General features: G+C 69.1%; 16 protein-coding genes. 4 read left to right on the top strand and 12 right to left on the bottom strand.

All coding sequences use genetic code 11. The annotated features are described in order from the left end of the window. Positions 1 to 22 precede the first annotated feature (22 nt). On the bottom strand, positions 23 to 928 hold the full coding sequence (locus ACWDEW_RS14620) for a DedA family protein (protein ID WP_450512920.1): 906 nt from the start codon (positions 926 to 928) through the stop codon (positions 23 to 25). 144 nt (positions 929 to 1,072) lie between these two features. On the opposite strand from ACWDEW_RS14620, the gene ACWDEW_RS14615 reads away from it, so the two are divergent. Beyond that, positions 1,073 to 1,438, top strand: a complete 366-nt coding sequence (locus ACWDEW_RS14615; protein WP_093627544.1) for a YbjQ family protein — start codon at positions 1,073 to 1,075, stop codon at positions 1,436 to 1,438. A gap of 22 nt (positions 1,439 to 1,460) precedes the next feature. Here ACWDEW_RS14615 and ACWDEW_RS14610 read toward each other — a convergent pair whose 3' ends face one another. Then, positions 1,461 to 2,243 (bottom strand): MerR family transcriptional regulator, encoded by a 783-nt coding sequence (locus tag ACWDEW_RS14610; protein ID WP_450512816.1) that lies wholly within the window; start codon positions 2,241 to 2,243, stop codon positions 1,461 to 1,463. A 133-nt stretch (positions 2,244 to 2,376) separates the two neighbouring features. Here ACWDEW_RS14610 and ACWDEW_RS14605 point away from each other — a divergent pair, with 133 nt between their 5' ends. Next, on the top strand, positions 2,377 to 3,660 hold the full coding sequence (locus tag ACWDEW_RS14605; RefSeq protein WP_450512814.1) for an ion channel protein: 1,284 nt from the start codon (positions 2,377 to 2,379) through the stop codon (positions 3,658 to 3,660). Between the two features lie 39 nt (positions 3,661 to 3,699). Next, on the top strand, positions 3,700 to 5,106 hold the full coding sequence (locus ACWDEW_RS14600; RefSeq protein WP_450512812.1) for a glutamate decarboxylase: 1,407 nt from the start codon (positions 3,700 to 3,702) through the stop codon (positions 5,104 to 5,106). 93 nt (positions 5,107 to 5,199) lie between these two features. Here ACWDEW_RS14600 and ACWDEW_RS14595 read toward each other — a convergent pair whose 3' ends face one another. The 6 genes from ACWDEW_RS14595 to ACWDEW_RS14570 form a co-directional block, all read right to left on the bottom strand. Next, positions 5,200 to 5,961, bottom strand: coding sequence for an ABC transporter permease (locus ACWDEW_RS14595; protein WP_450512810.1), 762 nt, complete (start codon positions 5,959 to 5,961; stop codon positions 5,200 to 5,202). After that, positions 5,958 to 6,932, bottom strand: a complete 975-nt coding sequence (locus ACWDEW_RS14590; protein ID WP_450512808.1) for an ATP-binding cassette domain-containing protein — start codon at positions 6,930 to 6,932, stop codon at positions 5,958 to 5,960. The genes ACWDEW_RS14595 and ACWDEW_RS14590 overlap by 4 nt, the downstream gene beginning before the upstream one ends. 84 nt (positions 6,933 to 7,016) lie before the next feature. Then, on the bottom strand, positions 7,017 to 7,658 hold the full coding sequence (locus tag ACWDEW_RS14585) for a PadR family transcriptional regulator (protein ID WP_450512806.1): 642 nt from the start codon (positions 7,656 to 7,658) through the stop codon (positions 7,017 to 7,019). A gap of 24 nt (positions 7,659 to 7,682) precedes the next feature. Then, the gene (locus ACWDEW_RS14580) at positions 7,683 to 8,231 is read right to left on the bottom strand and encodes a DinB family protein (RefSeq protein WP_450512804.1); all 549 of its coding nucleotides are present in this window, start codon (positions 8,229 to 8,231) and stop codon (positions 7,683 to 7,685) included. Between the two features lie 130 nt (positions 8,232 to 8,361). Then, entirely contained in the window at positions 8,362 to 9,822 is a 1,461-nt protein-coding gene (locus tag ACWDEW_RS14575; RefSeq protein ID WP_450512803.1) for an aldehyde dehydrogenase family protein, read from the bottom strand. Between the two features lie 90 nt (positions 9,823 to 9,912). Continuing rightward, positions 9,913 to 10,737, bottom strand: a complete 825-nt coding sequence (locus tag ACWDEW_RS14570; RefSeq protein WP_051105973.1) for a helix-turn-helix domain-containing protein — start codon at positions 10,735 to 10,737, stop codon at positions 9,913 to 9,915. A gap of 354 nt (positions 10,738 to 11,091) precedes the next feature. On the opposite strand from ACWDEW_RS14570, the gene ACWDEW_RS14565 reads away from it, so the two are divergent. Then, positions 11,092 to 11,604, top strand: a complete 513-nt coding sequence (locus ACWDEW_RS14565; protein WP_450512802.1) for an ATP-binding protein — start codon at positions 11,092 to 11,094, stop codon at positions 11,602 to 11,604. 66 nt (positions 11,605 to 11,670) lie between these two features. Here the strand turns inward: ACWDEW_RS14565 and ACWDEW_RS14560 are convergent, their stop codons facing one another. The 4 genes from ACWDEW_RS14560 to ACWDEW_RS14545 all read right to left on the bottom strand — a co-directional run bounded on the left by ACWDEW_RS14560 (position 11,671) and on the right by ACWDEW_RS14545 (position 14,301). Further along, entirely contained in the window at positions 11,671 to 11,889 is a 219-nt protein-coding gene (locus tag ACWDEW_RS14560; RefSeq protein WP_051105974.1) for a DUF397 domain-containing protein, read from the bottom strand. A 308-nt stretch (positions 11,890 to 12,197) separates the two neighbouring features. Then, entirely contained in the window at positions 12,198 to 12,431 is a 234-nt protein-coding gene (rpsR, locus tag ACWDEW_RS14555; protein WP_019070238.1) for a 30S ribosomal protein S18, read from the bottom strand. Positions 12,432 to 12,433: 2 nt separating this feature from the next. After that, entirely contained in the window at positions 12,434 to 14,050 is a 1,617-nt protein-coding gene (locus ACWDEW_RS14550; RefSeq protein ID WP_450512800.1) for a GTP-binding protein, read from the bottom strand. A gap of 2 nt (positions 14,051 to 14,052) precedes the next feature. Continuing rightward, on the bottom strand, positions 14,053 to 14,301 hold the full coding sequence (locus tag ACWDEW_RS14545) for a type B 50S ribosomal protein L31 (RefSeq protein ID WP_450512798.1): 249 nt from the start codon (positions 14,299 to 14,301) through the stop codon (positions 14,053 to 14,055). Between the last annotated feature and the right edge of the window lie 5 nt (positions 14,302 to 14,306).

The following is a 14,306-nucleotide window of genomic DNA, read 5'->3' as shown; positions in this document are numbered from 1 at the left end:
GGGCGCGCTGTAGCCAGGCCTGCTAGTAACCCTGCCCCTGGCCCTGGTTGTTGTACGGGGGGTACTGCTCGTACTGCTGGTTGCCGTAGGGCTGCTGCTGGTACGGCTGCTGCTGGGGCTGCGCGTAGTACTCGTCGTAGCCGTTGTTCTGGTCGTAGCCGTTGTTCTGGTTGTACTGCTGCGGCTGCTGCTGGGGCTCGTCGATGCGGCGGAGCTGGGTCGTCGAGTCGTCCATGATGACCGGGAACGGCTGGGTCGCGGCCGGGTCTCCGGGCTGCTCCTCGTGCCGCTGGGGTCCCTGGGGGGCCTTCTTGGCCTTCGAGCGGGCGCGCAGGAACTCGATGACGATCGGGATCACGGAGACGAAGACGATCAGGATGAGGATCGCTTCGATGTTCTTGTGGACGAAGTCGATGTTGCCGAGCCAGGAGCCGAGCAGGGTCACGCCCGCGCCCCACAGGACGCCGCCGATGATGTTGAACGTGAGGAACGAGCGGTACTTCATGCCGCTGACGCCGGCGATGATCGGCGTGAACGTGCGCACGATGGGCACGAAGCGGGCCAGGACCAGGGACTTGGGGCCGTACTTCTCGAAGAACTCGTGTGCCTTGACCACGTTCTCCTGCTTGAAGAGGCGTGAGTCCGGGCGGCTGAAGAGCGAGGGGCCGACCTTCTTGCCGAAGACGTAGCCCGCCTGGTCGCCGAGGATCGCGGCGACGCAGATCAGCGCGACGGCCGCCCACAGCGGGAAGTCCAGGGTGCCCGCGGTGATCAGCAGGCCGCAGGTGAAGAGCAGGGAGTCACCCGGCAGGAAGAACCCGATGAGCAGGCCGGACTCCGCGAAGACCACGAGCAGGAGGCCCCAGATCCCGAACCGGTCGAGCATCGTGTTCGGGTCGAGCCAGCTCGGGCCGAGGGCGAGCGTCATCACGGTTCCGGGCTCCTGAGGGGTGGAGGGAGGTGCCAGCGTCCAGGTACAGCCGCACAAAGCTATCAACGCGATGTGTCCGCCCCAGGTTCCACCGGTGTCTCCAGGATGCACTGTGCATCTCGTAGGACAAAGCTGTGAGCCATGGGTATCGAAGAGTACGGCGGCGGCCAGGGGCCGCAGGCCGATGTGCTGGTCGTGACGACGAACGACGTTCCGGGGTACCGGGTCGAGCAGGTGATCGGCGAGGTGTTCGGGCTGACCGTGCGCTCACGGCATCTCGGCAGCCAGATCGGCGCCGGTCTGAAGTCGATGGTCGGCGGTGAGCTGAAGGGGCTCACCAAGACCCTCGTGCAGACCCGCAACCAGGCCATGGAGCGGCTCGTCGAGCAGGCACGCGCGCGTGGCGCCAACGGCGTCCTGGCGTTCCGCTTCGACGTGACCGAGGCGGCGGACGTGGGCACCGAGGTGTGCGCCTACGGGACGGCGGTGGTGCTGGCCCGGGTGTAGCGGGTACGCCCGGGCCGGGCCCCTAGGAGGTGTGCCGGGACGCGTTCGCGAGGATCGCGTCCCGGAGGTGCTCGGCCAGCCCCGGGGCCATGGAGTCGTAGAACGCCTTGAAGCGCTCGTCGGAGACGTACATCCCGGCGAGGCAGACGTGCGTCTCGTAGGAGCACGCGTAGAACCACCGGTCGATGTGGAGCCTGTGTTCCTCGGCCAGGTCCAGGGCCGCCTCGGAGGTGGCCGGTTCGCCGGCGGTCACCAGGGTGGCGTAGCGCTCGCTCCAGTCGTCGACCTCCGCCTGGAGGCGTTTCCAGTCGGCCTTGGTGTAGCGGGCGGCGCGGCGCTGTGACTCGGCGTAGGCCTCGGTGCCGCCCCAGCGCTGTTCGGCCTCTTCGGCGTACTGCTCGGGGTCCTTGTCGCCGAAGACCTCGAAGCGTTCCTCGGGGGTGAGGTTGATGCCCATCGTGCGTGCCTCCATGGCGTGTTCCACGGCCTCGGCCATCTTCTGGAGCTTCTCGATCCGGGCGGTCAGCAGCTCGTGCTGGCGGCGCAGATGTGCGCGCGGGTCCGTCTCCGGGTCGTCGAGCAGGGCCGCGACCTCGTCGAGGGGGAAGCCGAGTTCCCGGTAGAACAGGATCTGCTGCAGCCGGTCGAGGTCGGCGTCGCCGTAGCGGCGGTGACCCGCGTGACTGCGCCCGCTCGGGACGAGCAGCCCGATGTCGTCGTAGTGGTGCAGCGTGCGCACGGTGACCCCGGCGAATCCGGCGACCTGCCCCACGGAGTAGGAGTCCTGTCCTACGGAGTGGCTCACTTCCGCTCCTTTCTCTGTCCGCGCTCCACGGTGCGGCCTCACGCCACGTCAGGTGCAAGCCCCGCAGGCCCCACGGTCCCAAGATGGTCGGCCTCAAGATGTTGGGTCTGTTTTGCCCGCTTATGGTGATCGCGTGGCCCAGGACAGCGCGCGACAGGCACCCGTTGCCCCTACGACCCCGGCGCGCGCCCTGCTGCCGTCGATCGTCCCCGCTGTGGTCGTGGGCGTGCTCGCGAGCCTGCTGTTCATCGGCGTGAGCGCGGCGGCCGAGCAGCTCCAGCACGTGCTGTGGAACAACCTGCCGGACGCCCTGGGCATCGGCCGCTACTCGGTGCTGTGGATGCTCGTCATGCTGACGGCCACCGGCATCGCGGTCGGGCTCGTGGTGTGGAAGGCCCCCGGGCACGCCGGTCCCGATCCGGCCACCATCGGGCTGGAGGCCGTGGCACTGCCGCCCGTCGTGCTGCCGGGCCTGCTGCTGGCGACCGCGCTGATGCTCGCGGGCGGACCGAGTCTCGGGCCCGAGAACCCGATCATCGCCGTGAACGTGGCACTCACGCTGTGGGCCGGACGCAGGCTGGCGCCCCGGGTACCGGGCGGGGCATGGGGGGCGCTGGCCGAGTCGGCGACGATCGGGGCGCTGTTCGGGACGCCGGTGGCGGCGGCACTGCTCATCTCCGAGGCGCTGGCCGGACGGCAGACCAAGGGCGCCCTGTGGGACAACGTGTTCGCGCCGCTCACCGCGGCCGGGGTGGGCGCCATGACGACCACCCTGGTGGCCCATCCGACCTTCGACCTGCATCTGCCCCCGCTCGGCCGGCCCGGCTGGGGCGACCTGCTGGCCGTCCTGGTGCTGGCACCGCTGGCCGCGCTGCTGGGGATGGCCGCCGTCTACGTGTTCCCGTACGTCCACAGCGCCTTCTCCCGGCTCGGGCACCCCATGCTGGCGCTTCCCGCCGGTGGACTGGTCCTGGGCCTTCTGGCGGCCGTGGGTGGTCAGCTGACGCTCTTCAAGGGGCTGGACCAGATCGGGACCCTGGCGGCCGATCCCGAGGGCTGGTCGGCGGGGCAGTTCGCGACGATGACGGTGGTGAAACTGGCCGCGATGCTCGTCGCCACGTCCTGCGGCTTCCGGGGCGGGCGCATCTTCCCGTCGGTGTTCATCGGCGTCGCCCTGGGCCTGTTCGCCCATGCGGTCGTACCGGCGGTTCATCCGGCGCTGGGCGTCGCCGCGGGCGTGCTCGGCATGCTCCTGGCAATCACCCGGCAGGGCTGGCTGAGCCTGTTCACGGCCGCGATCCTGGTGGCCTCCCCGGCGATCCTCGCCCTGCTCTGCATCGGCTCGCTGCCGGCCTGGCTGTTGGTGACCGGGAGGCCGCAGATGCAGTTGCGGGCTGACGGAACTCCTGTTCGCTAGTACCCGTTGGTTGTTTTGATCCTTATCGGAGGCACGCCCATGCCGTTGCACAAAGGTCCCGAGCAGCCCGAAGAGCGCCCGATGTCGGTGAACCCCTTCTACGGGGAGGCCAATCCGGTCGGCGGCATGACCGAGGCGCCGCCCAAGCACCGGCTCCCGGACGCGCCGCTGCCGCCGATGACGGCGGCCCAGCTGGTCCACGACGAGCTGATGCTGGACGGCAACTCCCGGCTGAACCTGGCGACTTTCGTCACCACCTGGATGGAGCCGGAAGCCGGCGTCCTGATGGCGGAGTGCCGGGACAAGAACATGATCGACAAGGACGAGTACCCGCGCACGGCCGAGTTGGAGCGCCGCTGTGTGGCGATGCTCGCCGACCTGTGGAACGCGCCGGACCCCTCGGCCGCCGTCGGCTGTTCCACTACCGGTTCCAGCGAGGCCTGCATGCTCGCCGGAATGGCCCTGAAGCGCCGCTGGATGCAACGCAACAAGGACCGCTACCCGGCCGCCCGCCCGAACCTGGTGATGGGCGTCAACGTCCAGGTCTGCTGGGAGAAGTTCTGCAACTTCTGGGAGGTCGAAGCCCGCCAAGTACCCATGGAGGGCGACCGTTTCCACCTCGACCCACAAGCAGCGGCCGAGCTGTGCGACGAGAACACCATCGGCGTCGTAGGCATCCTCGGCTCCACCTTCGACGGCTCCTACGAGCCGATCGCCGACCTGTGCGCCGCCCTCGACGCCCTCCAGGAGCGCACCGGCCTCGACATCCCGGTACACGTGGACGGTGCCTCCGGCGCCATGGTCGCCCCCTTCCTGGACGAGGACCTGGTCTGGGACTTCCGCCTCCCACGCGTGGCCTCGATCAACACCTCCGGGCACAAGTACGGCCTGGTCTACCCGGGCGTCGGCTGGGCCCTGTGGCGCGACGCGGACGCCCTCCCGGAGGAACTGGTCTTCCGCGTCAACTACTTGGGCGGCGACATGCCCACCTTCGCCCTCAACTTCTCCCGCCCCGGCGCCCAAGTGGTGGCCCAGTACTACACGTTCCTGCGCCTCGGCCGAGAGGGCTACCGCGCCGTACAGCAGTCCACCCGCAACGTGGCCCGCGGCCTGGCGGACCGCATCGAAGCCCTGGGCGACTTCCAACTCCTCACCCGGGGCGACGAGTTGCCGGTCTTCGCCTTCACCACCAACCAGAACGTCACCGCCTACGACGTCTTCGACGTCTCCCGCCGCCTCCGCGAACGCGGCTGGCTGGTCCCGGCGTACACCTTCCCGGCCAACCGCGAGGACCTCTCGGTCCTCCGCATCGTCTGCCGCAACGGCTTCTCCACGGACCTGGCCGAACTCTTCCTGGACGACCTGACACAACTACTCCCCCAACTGCGGAACCAGCCGTACCCCCTGACCCACGACAAGGGAGCGGCAACGAGCTTCCACCACTGAGACGGCCGAGGGCCGAGGGCCGAGCGAACCGTCGGCCGCGTACGGCGAGAAGGTGCCGTATCGGGGGGGTGTCCGCCCGCACCCGCGCAGAACTCACCGCCCGAGCCCCCGGAACCGCCGTACGGCGAGCGGAAAGAACACGGCCAACAACGCGAGCGGCCACACGACAGCCGCCCAGACATGCCCAGGTTCCCCACCAGGACCGCCGAAGAGATCACGTACCGCGGTAGCGGTCTGGGACATCGGATTCCACTGCACGACCGTGCCCAGCCAGCCAGGCATGGCAGCAGGCGTGGCAAGCGCGTTGGACAGAAACCCGACCGGCCACACCAGGATCTGCACGGCCTGCACCATCTCGGGCCGCCCCGCCACCAGCGCCAGCTGAATGCCGACCCACAGCATGGCGAACCGAAAGAGCAACAGCAGCCCCACGGCCCCCGCGAAGCCCCCGGCCCCACCCTGCGGACGCCAGCCCAGCGCCAGCCCGACCCCGATCAGCACGAGCAGCCCGATCGCCGACTGAAGCATGTCCGCGGCCGAACGCCCCACCAGAACCGCTTCGTCGGCCATGGGCATGGACCGGAACCGGTCGATCACGCCCTTGTTGAGGTCCTGGGTGACAGCGACCATCGTGCCCTCCAGACCGAACGCCATGGTCAACGCGAGCATCCCCGGGACCAGATAGTCGACGTACGCCCCCTCGACCGCCCGCCCACCGCCGATCAGATAGCCGAACATCAGCAGCAGCATCACCGGAAAGACGAGACTCACCACGACCCGCACGGGCTGCCGCGTCCAGTGGGCGAGTTCACGCCGGGTCATGGTCAGGGAATCCGTCAGGACATACGCGCTCACGCGGCCTCCTTCTCCGCTCCCGTGAGATGCAGGAACACCTCGTCCAGAGTCGGCCGCCGCAAAGCGACGTCCTCGGCGTCGATCCCGGCCTCCTCCAGCGCCCGTACGACCCCGGAGAGCGCCGTCATCCGGTCGGTGACCGGAGCGCTGAGCAGCCGGCGGTCGACATCCACGGAGACGCCGACCTCGGAGACGGGCAACAGAGCGACGGCGGCGCCCAGTTGACCCGCGTCACGCAGGACGACGTCGATACGGTCACCGCCCGTGCGGGACTTCAGCTCGTCCGGGGAGCCGTCGGCGATGACCCGGCCCCGGTCGACCACCGAGATGCGCCCGGCGAGTTGGTCGGCCTCCTCCAGGTACTGGGTGGTGAGCAGAACCGTCGTACCACCGCCGACAAGGGACCGGACCGCCGACCACACCTCGGCCCGCCCGCGCGGATCGAGGCCGGTCGTCGGCTCGTCCAGGAAGAGGATCTCCGGTTCGGTGACGAGCGACGCCGCCAGGTCCAGACGGCGGCGCATGCCGCCGCTGTAGGCGCGGACAGGCTTGCGGCCGGTGTCGCCGAGGTCGAACCGCTCCAGGAGTTCGTCGGCCCGCACACGCGCGCGGCGGGCGCCGAGATGATGGAGACGGGCGAACATCTCCAGGTTCTGTCGACCACCCAACTCCTCGTCCAGAGCGGCGTGTTGACCGAGCAGACCGATACGGAACCGAACCGCGCGCGCCTCGGTCAGCACGTCGTACCCGGCCACTTCCACTCGCCCGGAGTCGGGCCGCAGCAGGGTGGACAGAATGCGCACCAGGGTGGTCTTGCCGGCACCGTTGGGCCCGAGCACGCCGTGCACGGTGCCGCGCTCGACCCGCAGGTCGAGTCCGTCGAGCGCCTTCTTGGCGCCCTTCGCGTCCTTGCCCTTCCTCCCCCCGTACGTCTTGTGTGCGCCCTCGACACTGATCGCCATGTCGGCCACGCGAGCACCCTCCACTAGTCAAGTTTGACTACCCATGCGAACGCCACGAAGGTACAACCCCGGACGGGCATTAGTCAAACTTGATTAGCGAGTGTCCCCAGGGTGCCGCTCCCCTGTCGCGTACGGGTTCTCCTCGCCGTCCTTCAGGACGCCGACGAACGGCTCGCCCTCCCCCGCGAAGGTGTACGCCCCGCCCTCGATGCGGTCGATCAGCCCCTGGGTCCACGCGGCCTCCGCGTCGGCGGTGTGGATCCAGAGGTTCATGATCTCGCCGATGTGGCCCAGCTGTTCGGGGCCGTCCTCGGGGATGTAGTGCTCGGTGACCGAGGCCCGCCACTCGGCGATGCCCCGGGTGCGCTCCTTGAGCAGGGCCACCGCCTCGGCCCTCGGCAGCTCGACGATGAAGCCGATGGCGGCGGACTTGACGTCCATCTGCTGGTCGTAGGACGTCAACGCCTCCCGCAGCAGCCGGAAGAACTCCTCGGCGCCCCAGTCGGTGATCTCGTACTCGGTGCGGGGCGGCCCCCCGGCCGTGGACGGCGCGATCTCGTGGGCGTGCAGGAGGCCCTGCTTGGCCAGTTGCTTGAGCGCGTGGTAGATCGAGCCGGGCTTGGCGTTGGACCACTCGTGGGCACCCCAGTATTCGAGGTCGTTGCGCACCTGGTAGCCGTGGGCCCGCCCGTGCTGGCGCACGGCGCCGAGCACGAGGAGACGGATCGCTGACATGGTGCCAGCGTAGGACCCGGCAGGTCAGCCCCGGCTCGTGCCCTGCTCCTTCGCGACCAGCTCGAACGCGGTGGCGCCGTCGAGGGACTCACGGATGATGTCGGCGTGGCCGGCGTGCCGGGCCGTCTCTCGGATCAGGTGCAGGCAGACCCAGCGCACGGAGACCCGGCCCTCCGGCGGGAACCAGGGCTGGTCCGGGAGCGGGAAGGTGTCGTCCAGACTCGGCACCGAGCGGATGTACGCCTCGGTCTCGGCGGCGACCTTCTCCCAGTGGGCGAGCTGCGACTCGACGGTCTCGCCGTCGACGAGCTGGAACGTCTCGTGCCAGTTGGTCTGGTCCCGCTGGATGGCCGGCGGCTCCTGCTTGGCCCGCGCGATCCAGCCCTGCTCGACCTCGGCGACGTGCTTGAGCAGGCCGGAAAGGGACAGCTCACTCGCGCTGGGCCTGCTCGCGGCCTGTTCCTCCGTCAGCCCGAGCAACGCCCGGCGGATGCCGCCCCGCTGCTCCGCGATGAACGCGAGCAGTGCCCCGCGCTCGTCGCCCCGCGCCTCTGCCGCCACATGCGTGACCATGGCCTTCGCCTTTCGCCGGTGCCGGCAGGAGGCCCGTCCCCCTGCCCGACACCGACGAAGCTACGGGCCATTGAGGTCAGATCCTGTCCTCAATGGCCCGGCTCACGGCGACGTACTCAGGAAGGACGCATCAGAACGGGAACCCGCTCCGCCCGTGCTGCACCGAGATCCACTTCAGGGTGGTGAACGAGTCCAGCATCGTGTCGCCGTTGAGGCGGCCGAGGCCGGAGGACTTCTCACCGCCGAAGGGGACGATGGGCTCGTCGTGGACGGTGCCGTCGTTGACGTGGAACATGCCCGTGTCGATCTGTTTGGCGAAGGCGACGCCCCGCTCGATGTCACCGGTGTGGACGGCACCGCTCAGCCCGTACGGCGTGTCGTTGACGATGCCCACCGCCTCCTCCTCGCCGTCGAACGGGATGAGGAAGGCGACCGGGCCGAAGACCTCCTGGCGGAGCAGTTCCGAGTCGGCGGGGAGGCCGGTGAGGACCGAGGGCGAGACCAGGTTGTCGTTGGCCGTGCCGTGGACCAGGGCCGTCGCGCCTTCCGCGATCGCCTGCTCGACGACACCCGAAAGGGCGTCCGCCTGCGAGGAGTTGATGACCGGGCCGATCACGGTCCCCGGGTCGCGCGGGTCGCCGACCTTGAGCGACTTGACCTTGGCGACGAACTTCTCGGTGAACTCGCCGGCGATCGAGCGGTCGACGAGGACCCGGTTCGCGGCCATGCAGACCTGGCCCTGGTGGACGTAGCGGCTGAAGACCGCCGCGTCGACCGCGTAGTCGATGTCGGCGTCGTCGAGGACCACGAGGGCGCTGTTGCCGCCGAGTTCGAGGACCGAGCGCTTGAAGTGCGAGGCGCAGACGGTCGCGACATGGCGGCCGACCTTGTCGGAGCCGGTGAAGGAGATGACCTTCGGGATCGGGTGCTCGATGAAGGCGTCGCCGATCTCCGCGATGTCGGTGATGACGACGTTGAGCAGACCGCCCGGCAGGCCCGCGTCCTCGAAGATCTTCGCGACCAGGGAGCCGCCGACTATCGGGGTGTTCTGGTGCGGCTTGAGGACCACGCCGTTGCCCAACGCCAGTGCGGGAGCGACCGACTTGAGGGAGAGCAGCAGCGGGAAGTTGAAGGGGCTGATCACGCCGACCACGCCCACCGGGACGCTGTAGACGCGGTTCTCCTTGCCGTCGACCGGCGAGGGGATGATCCTGCCCTCGGGGCGCAGCGCGAGATGGATCGCCTCGCGCAGGAACTCCTTGGCGAGGTGCAGTTCGAAGCCGGCCTTCAGGAACGTGCCGCCGAGTTCGGCGACGATCACCTCGGCGATCTCCTGCTCGCGGTCCTCGATGATCCGCAGGGCCTTCTCGAACACTGCACGGCGGGCATAGGGGTTGGTCGCGGCCCACGTCTTCTGGGCCCGGGCGGCGGCCTTGTAGGCCTCGTCGACCTCGTCGACCGTGGCGATCGTGATCGAGGCCAGCTTCTCGCCGTCGTACGGGTTGAAGTCGATGATGTCCCAGGAGCCGGTGCCCGGGCGCCATTCACCGTCGATGTACTGCTGAGCCAGGTCGGTGAAGTAGGACGACATGTGTGATCCCTCAATCGCTAGCAGACACGATCAACAGCAGACCCGATCATCGATCATCACGGTCTGATCACACGTCATCGTACTTGTGTTTCAAGAGAGTTGGAGGAGTCCCCGGAGAAGATCCCGGCTCTCGTCCGGGCCCGGACTGTCCTGCTGGAGCTCCTTCAGCGCCTTCTCGTACTGGGCCACGTCCTCGGCCTTGTCGAGATACAGCGCGCTGGTGAGCTGCTCCAGGTAGACGACGTCGGAGAGGTCGGACTCCGGGAAGGAGAGGATCGTGAAGGCGCCGGACTCCCCGGAGTGGCCGCCGAAGCCGAACGGCATGATCTGCAGCCGGACGTTGGGGTGTTCGGAGACGTCGATCAGATGCTGGAGCTGACCGCGCATCACCTCGCGGTCGCCGTAGGGGCGGCGCAGGGCGGCCTCGTCCAGGACGATGTGGAAGTCCGGGGCGTTCTCGTTCACCAGGTACTTCTGCCGCTCCAGGCGCAACGCCACGCGCCGCTCGACGTCGGCCTCGCTCGCGCCCTTCATGCCGCGCCGGACGACCGCGCGGGCGTAGGCCTCGGTCTGCAGCAGTCCGTGCACGAACTGCACCTCGTAGGCGCGGATGAGCGAGGCGGCGCCCTCCAGGCCCACATAAGTGGGGAACCAACTGGGCAGGACGTCGGAGTAACTGTGCCACCAGCCCGCTACGTTGGCCTCCTTGGCGAGGGAGAGGAGCGAGATGCGCTCCGCCTCGTCCGTGATGCCGTACAACGTCAACAGGTCCTCTACATCCCGCGTCTTGAAGCTCACTCGCCCCAGTTCCATGCGACTGATCTTGGATTCGGAGGCACGGATCGAGTACCCCGCGGCCTCGCGGGTGATCCCACGTGCTTCCCGCAGTCGCCTGAGTTGCGAGCCGAGCAGCATCCGCCGCACCACCGATCCGGGCTCTCCCGCGCTCACGTTCGCCAGCCTCCCCAACCGTCTTCAGGGGCCGCAGTCTGCCACTAAAACACTTCGAGCAGTACTCGTTCGATTACAGAAATGGAAAGAAGAGGTTCCTGTTCACAGGAAGTTGTCAGGAAGACGTCAGCAAGATGCAAGGTCCGAGGCCGAGATCGGCGCGAAGTTGGCGGAAAAAATGGCCAACAAGCGGTACGGGAGGGTCCAATTCGGTCAGCTGCACGTGCATCTGCCCTTGCATCTGCCCTACGCATCCGAAACCATGGTCTCGCGCCACCGCTGCATCGCAACGACCGCGAATTCCCGGGAGTGCCTCGCATGGGGACGAATGGATCGACCATGCTCGAGCCGTTACGGCAGGGCCTTCCGCCGCTGGACCCCTCGACCGTGTCCAGCGCCGCATCGTGTTCTCTGCCCGCCCGCTACGAAGCGGTGCGCGAGGCACGGCAGTTCACCCGCCGCACGCTCGACCAGTGGGACACGGCCGACCGCTTCGACGACGTCTGCCTGGTGGTCTCCGAACTCGTCACCAACGCGCTGCGGCACGCGCTGCCGGCCAACACCCCGCGCACGGCCGAGCAGGGGCCGCCCGTGCGGCTGCATCTGATGCGGTGGACCGAGCGGCTGGTGTGCGCGGTGCGCGACCCCAGTCACGACAGCCCCGTCGCCCGCGACTCGGAGGACTTCTCGGCGGAGTCGGGCCGCGGCCTGTTCCTCGTCGACTCGTTCAGCGACGGCTGGGGCTGGCACCCGCTGGCGGGCACGCTCAACGGCAAGGTGGTCTGGGCGCTGTTCCGACTGCAACCGGACTGTCTGCGCGATGACACGTGAGAACCGCGGCGCATCCTGGCGCCGCGGTTCTACGCGCGTTGTGACCCTGATGTCCTGCGGTGACCGTTATCCCGCTATCAGGTGGTCGAACTCGCCGTCCTTGATGCCCAGGAGCATCGCCTCGATCTCGGCGCGCGTGTAGACGAGCGCGGGACCGTCGGGGAAGCGGGAGTTGCGCACCGCGACGTCGCCGCCGGGCAGTCGCGCGAACTCCACGCAGGAGCCCTGCGAGTTGCTGTGCCTGCTCTTCTGCCAGGCCACTCCGTCCAGCTGCGTGGCAGCCATGCCGTTGTACACGTCGAACCCCAAGTACACGCTGTCAACGCGGTGGTCCACAGGTCGCTCCCGGTTGTGCACTGGCTGGTGTGGCCATTGATGCAGTGGTCAACTGTTCCGGATCATAGCCCTGTTCATGTGCAGATGCATGGGCAGATGCACGTGCACGCGGGGTGCTCCTCCGGTTACAGCTTTGACGACTGCTTTACCGATGCCGTTCCAGCATCTGCCCCAGTCCTGGCGGGACATGTACTTCCTCACAGGACATGCACTAGTGAAGACGCGCGACGGGGCCCTCGTGTTCCGGGAGGGAACGGCTATCGCGTGGCGTAGGGCAACAATGCCATCTCGCGGGCGTTCTTGATCGCGGCGGCCAACTGCCTTTGCTGCTGGGCGTTCACACCCGTGACCCGGCGGCTGCGGATCTTGCCGCGGTCGGAGACGAACTTCCGCAGCAGGTCGGTGTCCTTGTAGTCGATGTACGTCACTCCGGCCGCGTCCAGGGGGTTGCGGCGGGACTTGGCTGTCTTGCGCTCGGGCTTGCGGGGCACGGTCAGATCTCCAGGAGGGTGTCGAAGGCGGGCGGCAGGCGTTTCCAGGCGGCGCGGCCGGCGGCGTACTCGGCGTCGGTCAACAGGCAGTGCTCCAGCAGCCGTTCGAGGCCGTCGCGGTCGAGGCCGGGGGACGTGAAGACGAGGTGCTGGCAGCGGTCGCCGTGCTCCGGGTGCCAGTCGAGCGCGGCGGCGGCGCGGCGCACCGGCGGCACCAACTCCCAGGCGGCGTCGGGCAATGAGGCGAGCCACGGCCCCGCGCCCTCCACGCACAGGGCGCCGCCGGCCGCGTCCCAGTGGAGCAGCGTGTCGGGTTTGTCGGCGAGCCAGAACCGCCCCCGGCTGCGGGCCGCCGCGCAGGTCAACTCCTCCAGCGCCGCGTACAGCCGCTCCGGGTGGAAGGGCCGGCACCGGTGCCAGACGAAGGTACTCACCCCGTACGCATCGGCCTCGACGGGGAGCAGAGCGCAGGCCGGATGCTGGGCGGCAGCAGCGGCCTCGACATCGAAACCGGCGAGGGCGACGCGCGCCAACTCGCTGCGCGGGGGCGGGGCGGAGCCGGCTGGGTCGCCGGGCGCGGGCGGGGCGGAGCCCTTGGGGTCGCCGGCCGCAGGTGGGGCGGAGCCCGCCGCGTCGCCAGGCGCGGGCCGGGCGGGGTCCGCAAAGTCGCCGGGCGCAGGCCAGGCGGGATACGCCGAGCCGCCGCGCACAGGCCGAGCAGAGCCCGCGGGATCGCCGTACCCAGACCCGGCAGAGCCCGCCAAGTCGCTGGGCACGGACGGGGCGGAGCCCGCTGGATCGCCGGGCGCGGGCAGCTCAGAGCCTGTCGGGTCGTCCGCCACGGGCCAGGCGGGATCCACAAAGTCACCACGCACGGACGGGGCGTAGCCCGCCGGGTCGCCGGGCGTAGAGCAGGCAGAGCCCGCCGAGTCGCCTGGCGCTGGTCGGGCCGGGTCCGTGTCGCCGTGTTCGGGTCGGGTGGGGGACGCCAAGTCACCTTTCCCCAGGGGTATTTGCAGGGCCGTTGGATGCAACTGCACCAGCAGCTCGCGGTCCTCGTCGTCGGGCTCCTCGGAGTTGAGGATCGCGAGGACGGGGGCGTACTCCAGTTGGCGGGCGAAGGTGTCGGCGATGGTGCGCTGGTCCGTGGCCGCCGCCGCGAGGCCGGCGTCGGCGAGGTCGTCGCCGTTGGCGAGGCAGGGCAGGAGCAGGGCCGGGTCCACGGCGGTGATGACGCCGGTGACCGTGAGGCCGCCGGAGACCACCACCTCGGCCATCGCCTTGGGCTCGACCGAGTCCCACAACTCGACTATTGCCAGGGGGACTTGACCGGTCGCCGCGAGTCGGCGCAGCTCCGGGACCAGGTCCTCGCGCAGGGCGCAGCACGCGCAGTCGTTGACGAGGGGGGTCTCACCGGCGGAGACGATGCCTGTGGCGTCCCTGATCGTGCGGATGACGGTGCCCGCGGCGGCCGTGGCGAGGTCGTGGTGGAGTACGACGCTGCCGGGGACGTCGTGGAGGAGTCGGGCGACGGTCGCTCTGCGGGCGTCGGCGTGCAGGCCGGCGACGATCGCGACGGAGAGGTCGGAGAGGTCGGAGGGGTCGGAGAGGTGGGGCACGGTCAGTCCTGCTTCCCGTACCGGCGCTCGAAGCGCTCCACGCGGCCGGCCGTGTCCAGGACGCGGGCGGTGCCGGTGTAGAAGGGGTGGCTGACGTCGGAAATCTCGACGTCCACTACGGGGTACGTGTTGCCGTCCTCCCACTCGATCGTCTTCTCGCTCGTCATCGTCGAGCGGGTGAGGAAGGCGTGGTTCGCGGCGCGGTCCCGGAAGACGACGGGGCCGTAGGGCGGGTGGATGTTCTCGCGCATCTCGG

The organism is Streptomyces sp. NPDC001100 (assembly GCF_053598575.1).
This window is presented reverse-complemented; position numbering and strand designations above follow the sequence as displayed.

What these genes read in the sequence shown, in the direction of transcription:
- ACWDEW_RS14620 (WP_450512920.1), bottom strand. Translation starts at nt 928, where the DNA reads ATGACGCTCGCCCTCGGCCCGAGCTGGCTCGACCCGAACACGATGCTC.
- ACWDEW_RS14615 (WP_093627544.1), top strand. Translation starts at nt 1,073, where the DNA reads ATGGGTATCGAAGAGTACGGCGGCGGCCAGGGGCCGCAGGCCGATGTG.
- ACWDEW_RS14600 (WP_450512812.1), top strand. Translation starts at nt 3,700, where the DNA reads ATGCCGTTGCACAAAGGTCCCGAGCAGCCCGAAGAGCGCCCGATGTCG.
- ACWDEW_RS14585 (WP_450512806.1), bottom strand. Translation starts at nt 7,658, where the DNA reads ATGTCAGCGATCCGTCTCCTCGTGCTCGGCGCCGTGCGCCAGCACGGG.
- ACWDEW_RS14580 (WP_450512804.1), bottom strand. Translation starts at nt 8,231, where the DNA reads ATGGTCACGCATGTGGCGGCAGAGGCGCGGGGCGACGAGCGCGGGGCA.
- ACWDEW_RS14575 (WP_450512803.1), bottom strand. Translation starts at nt 9,822, where the DNA reads ATGTCGTCCTACTTCACCGACCTGGCTCAGCAGTACATCGACGGTGAA.
- ACWDEW_RS14570 (WP_051105973.1), bottom strand. Translation starts at nt 10,737, where the DNA reads ATGCTGCTCGGCTCGCAACTCAGGCGACTGCGGGAAGCACGTGGGATC.
- ACWDEW_RS14565 (WP_450512802.1), top strand. Translation starts at nt 11,092, where the DNA reads ATGGGGACGAATGGATCGACCATGCTCGAGCCGTTACGGCAGGGCCTT.
- ACWDEW_RS14560 (WP_051105974.1), bottom strand. Translation starts at nt 11,889, where the DNA reads ATGGCTGCCACGCAGCTGGACGGAGTGGCCTGGCAGAAGAGCAGGCAC.
- ACWDEW_RS14545 (WP_450512798.1), bottom strand. Translation starts at nt 14,301, where the DNA reads ATGCGCGAGAACATCCACCCGCCCTACGGCCCCGTCGTCTTCCGGGAC.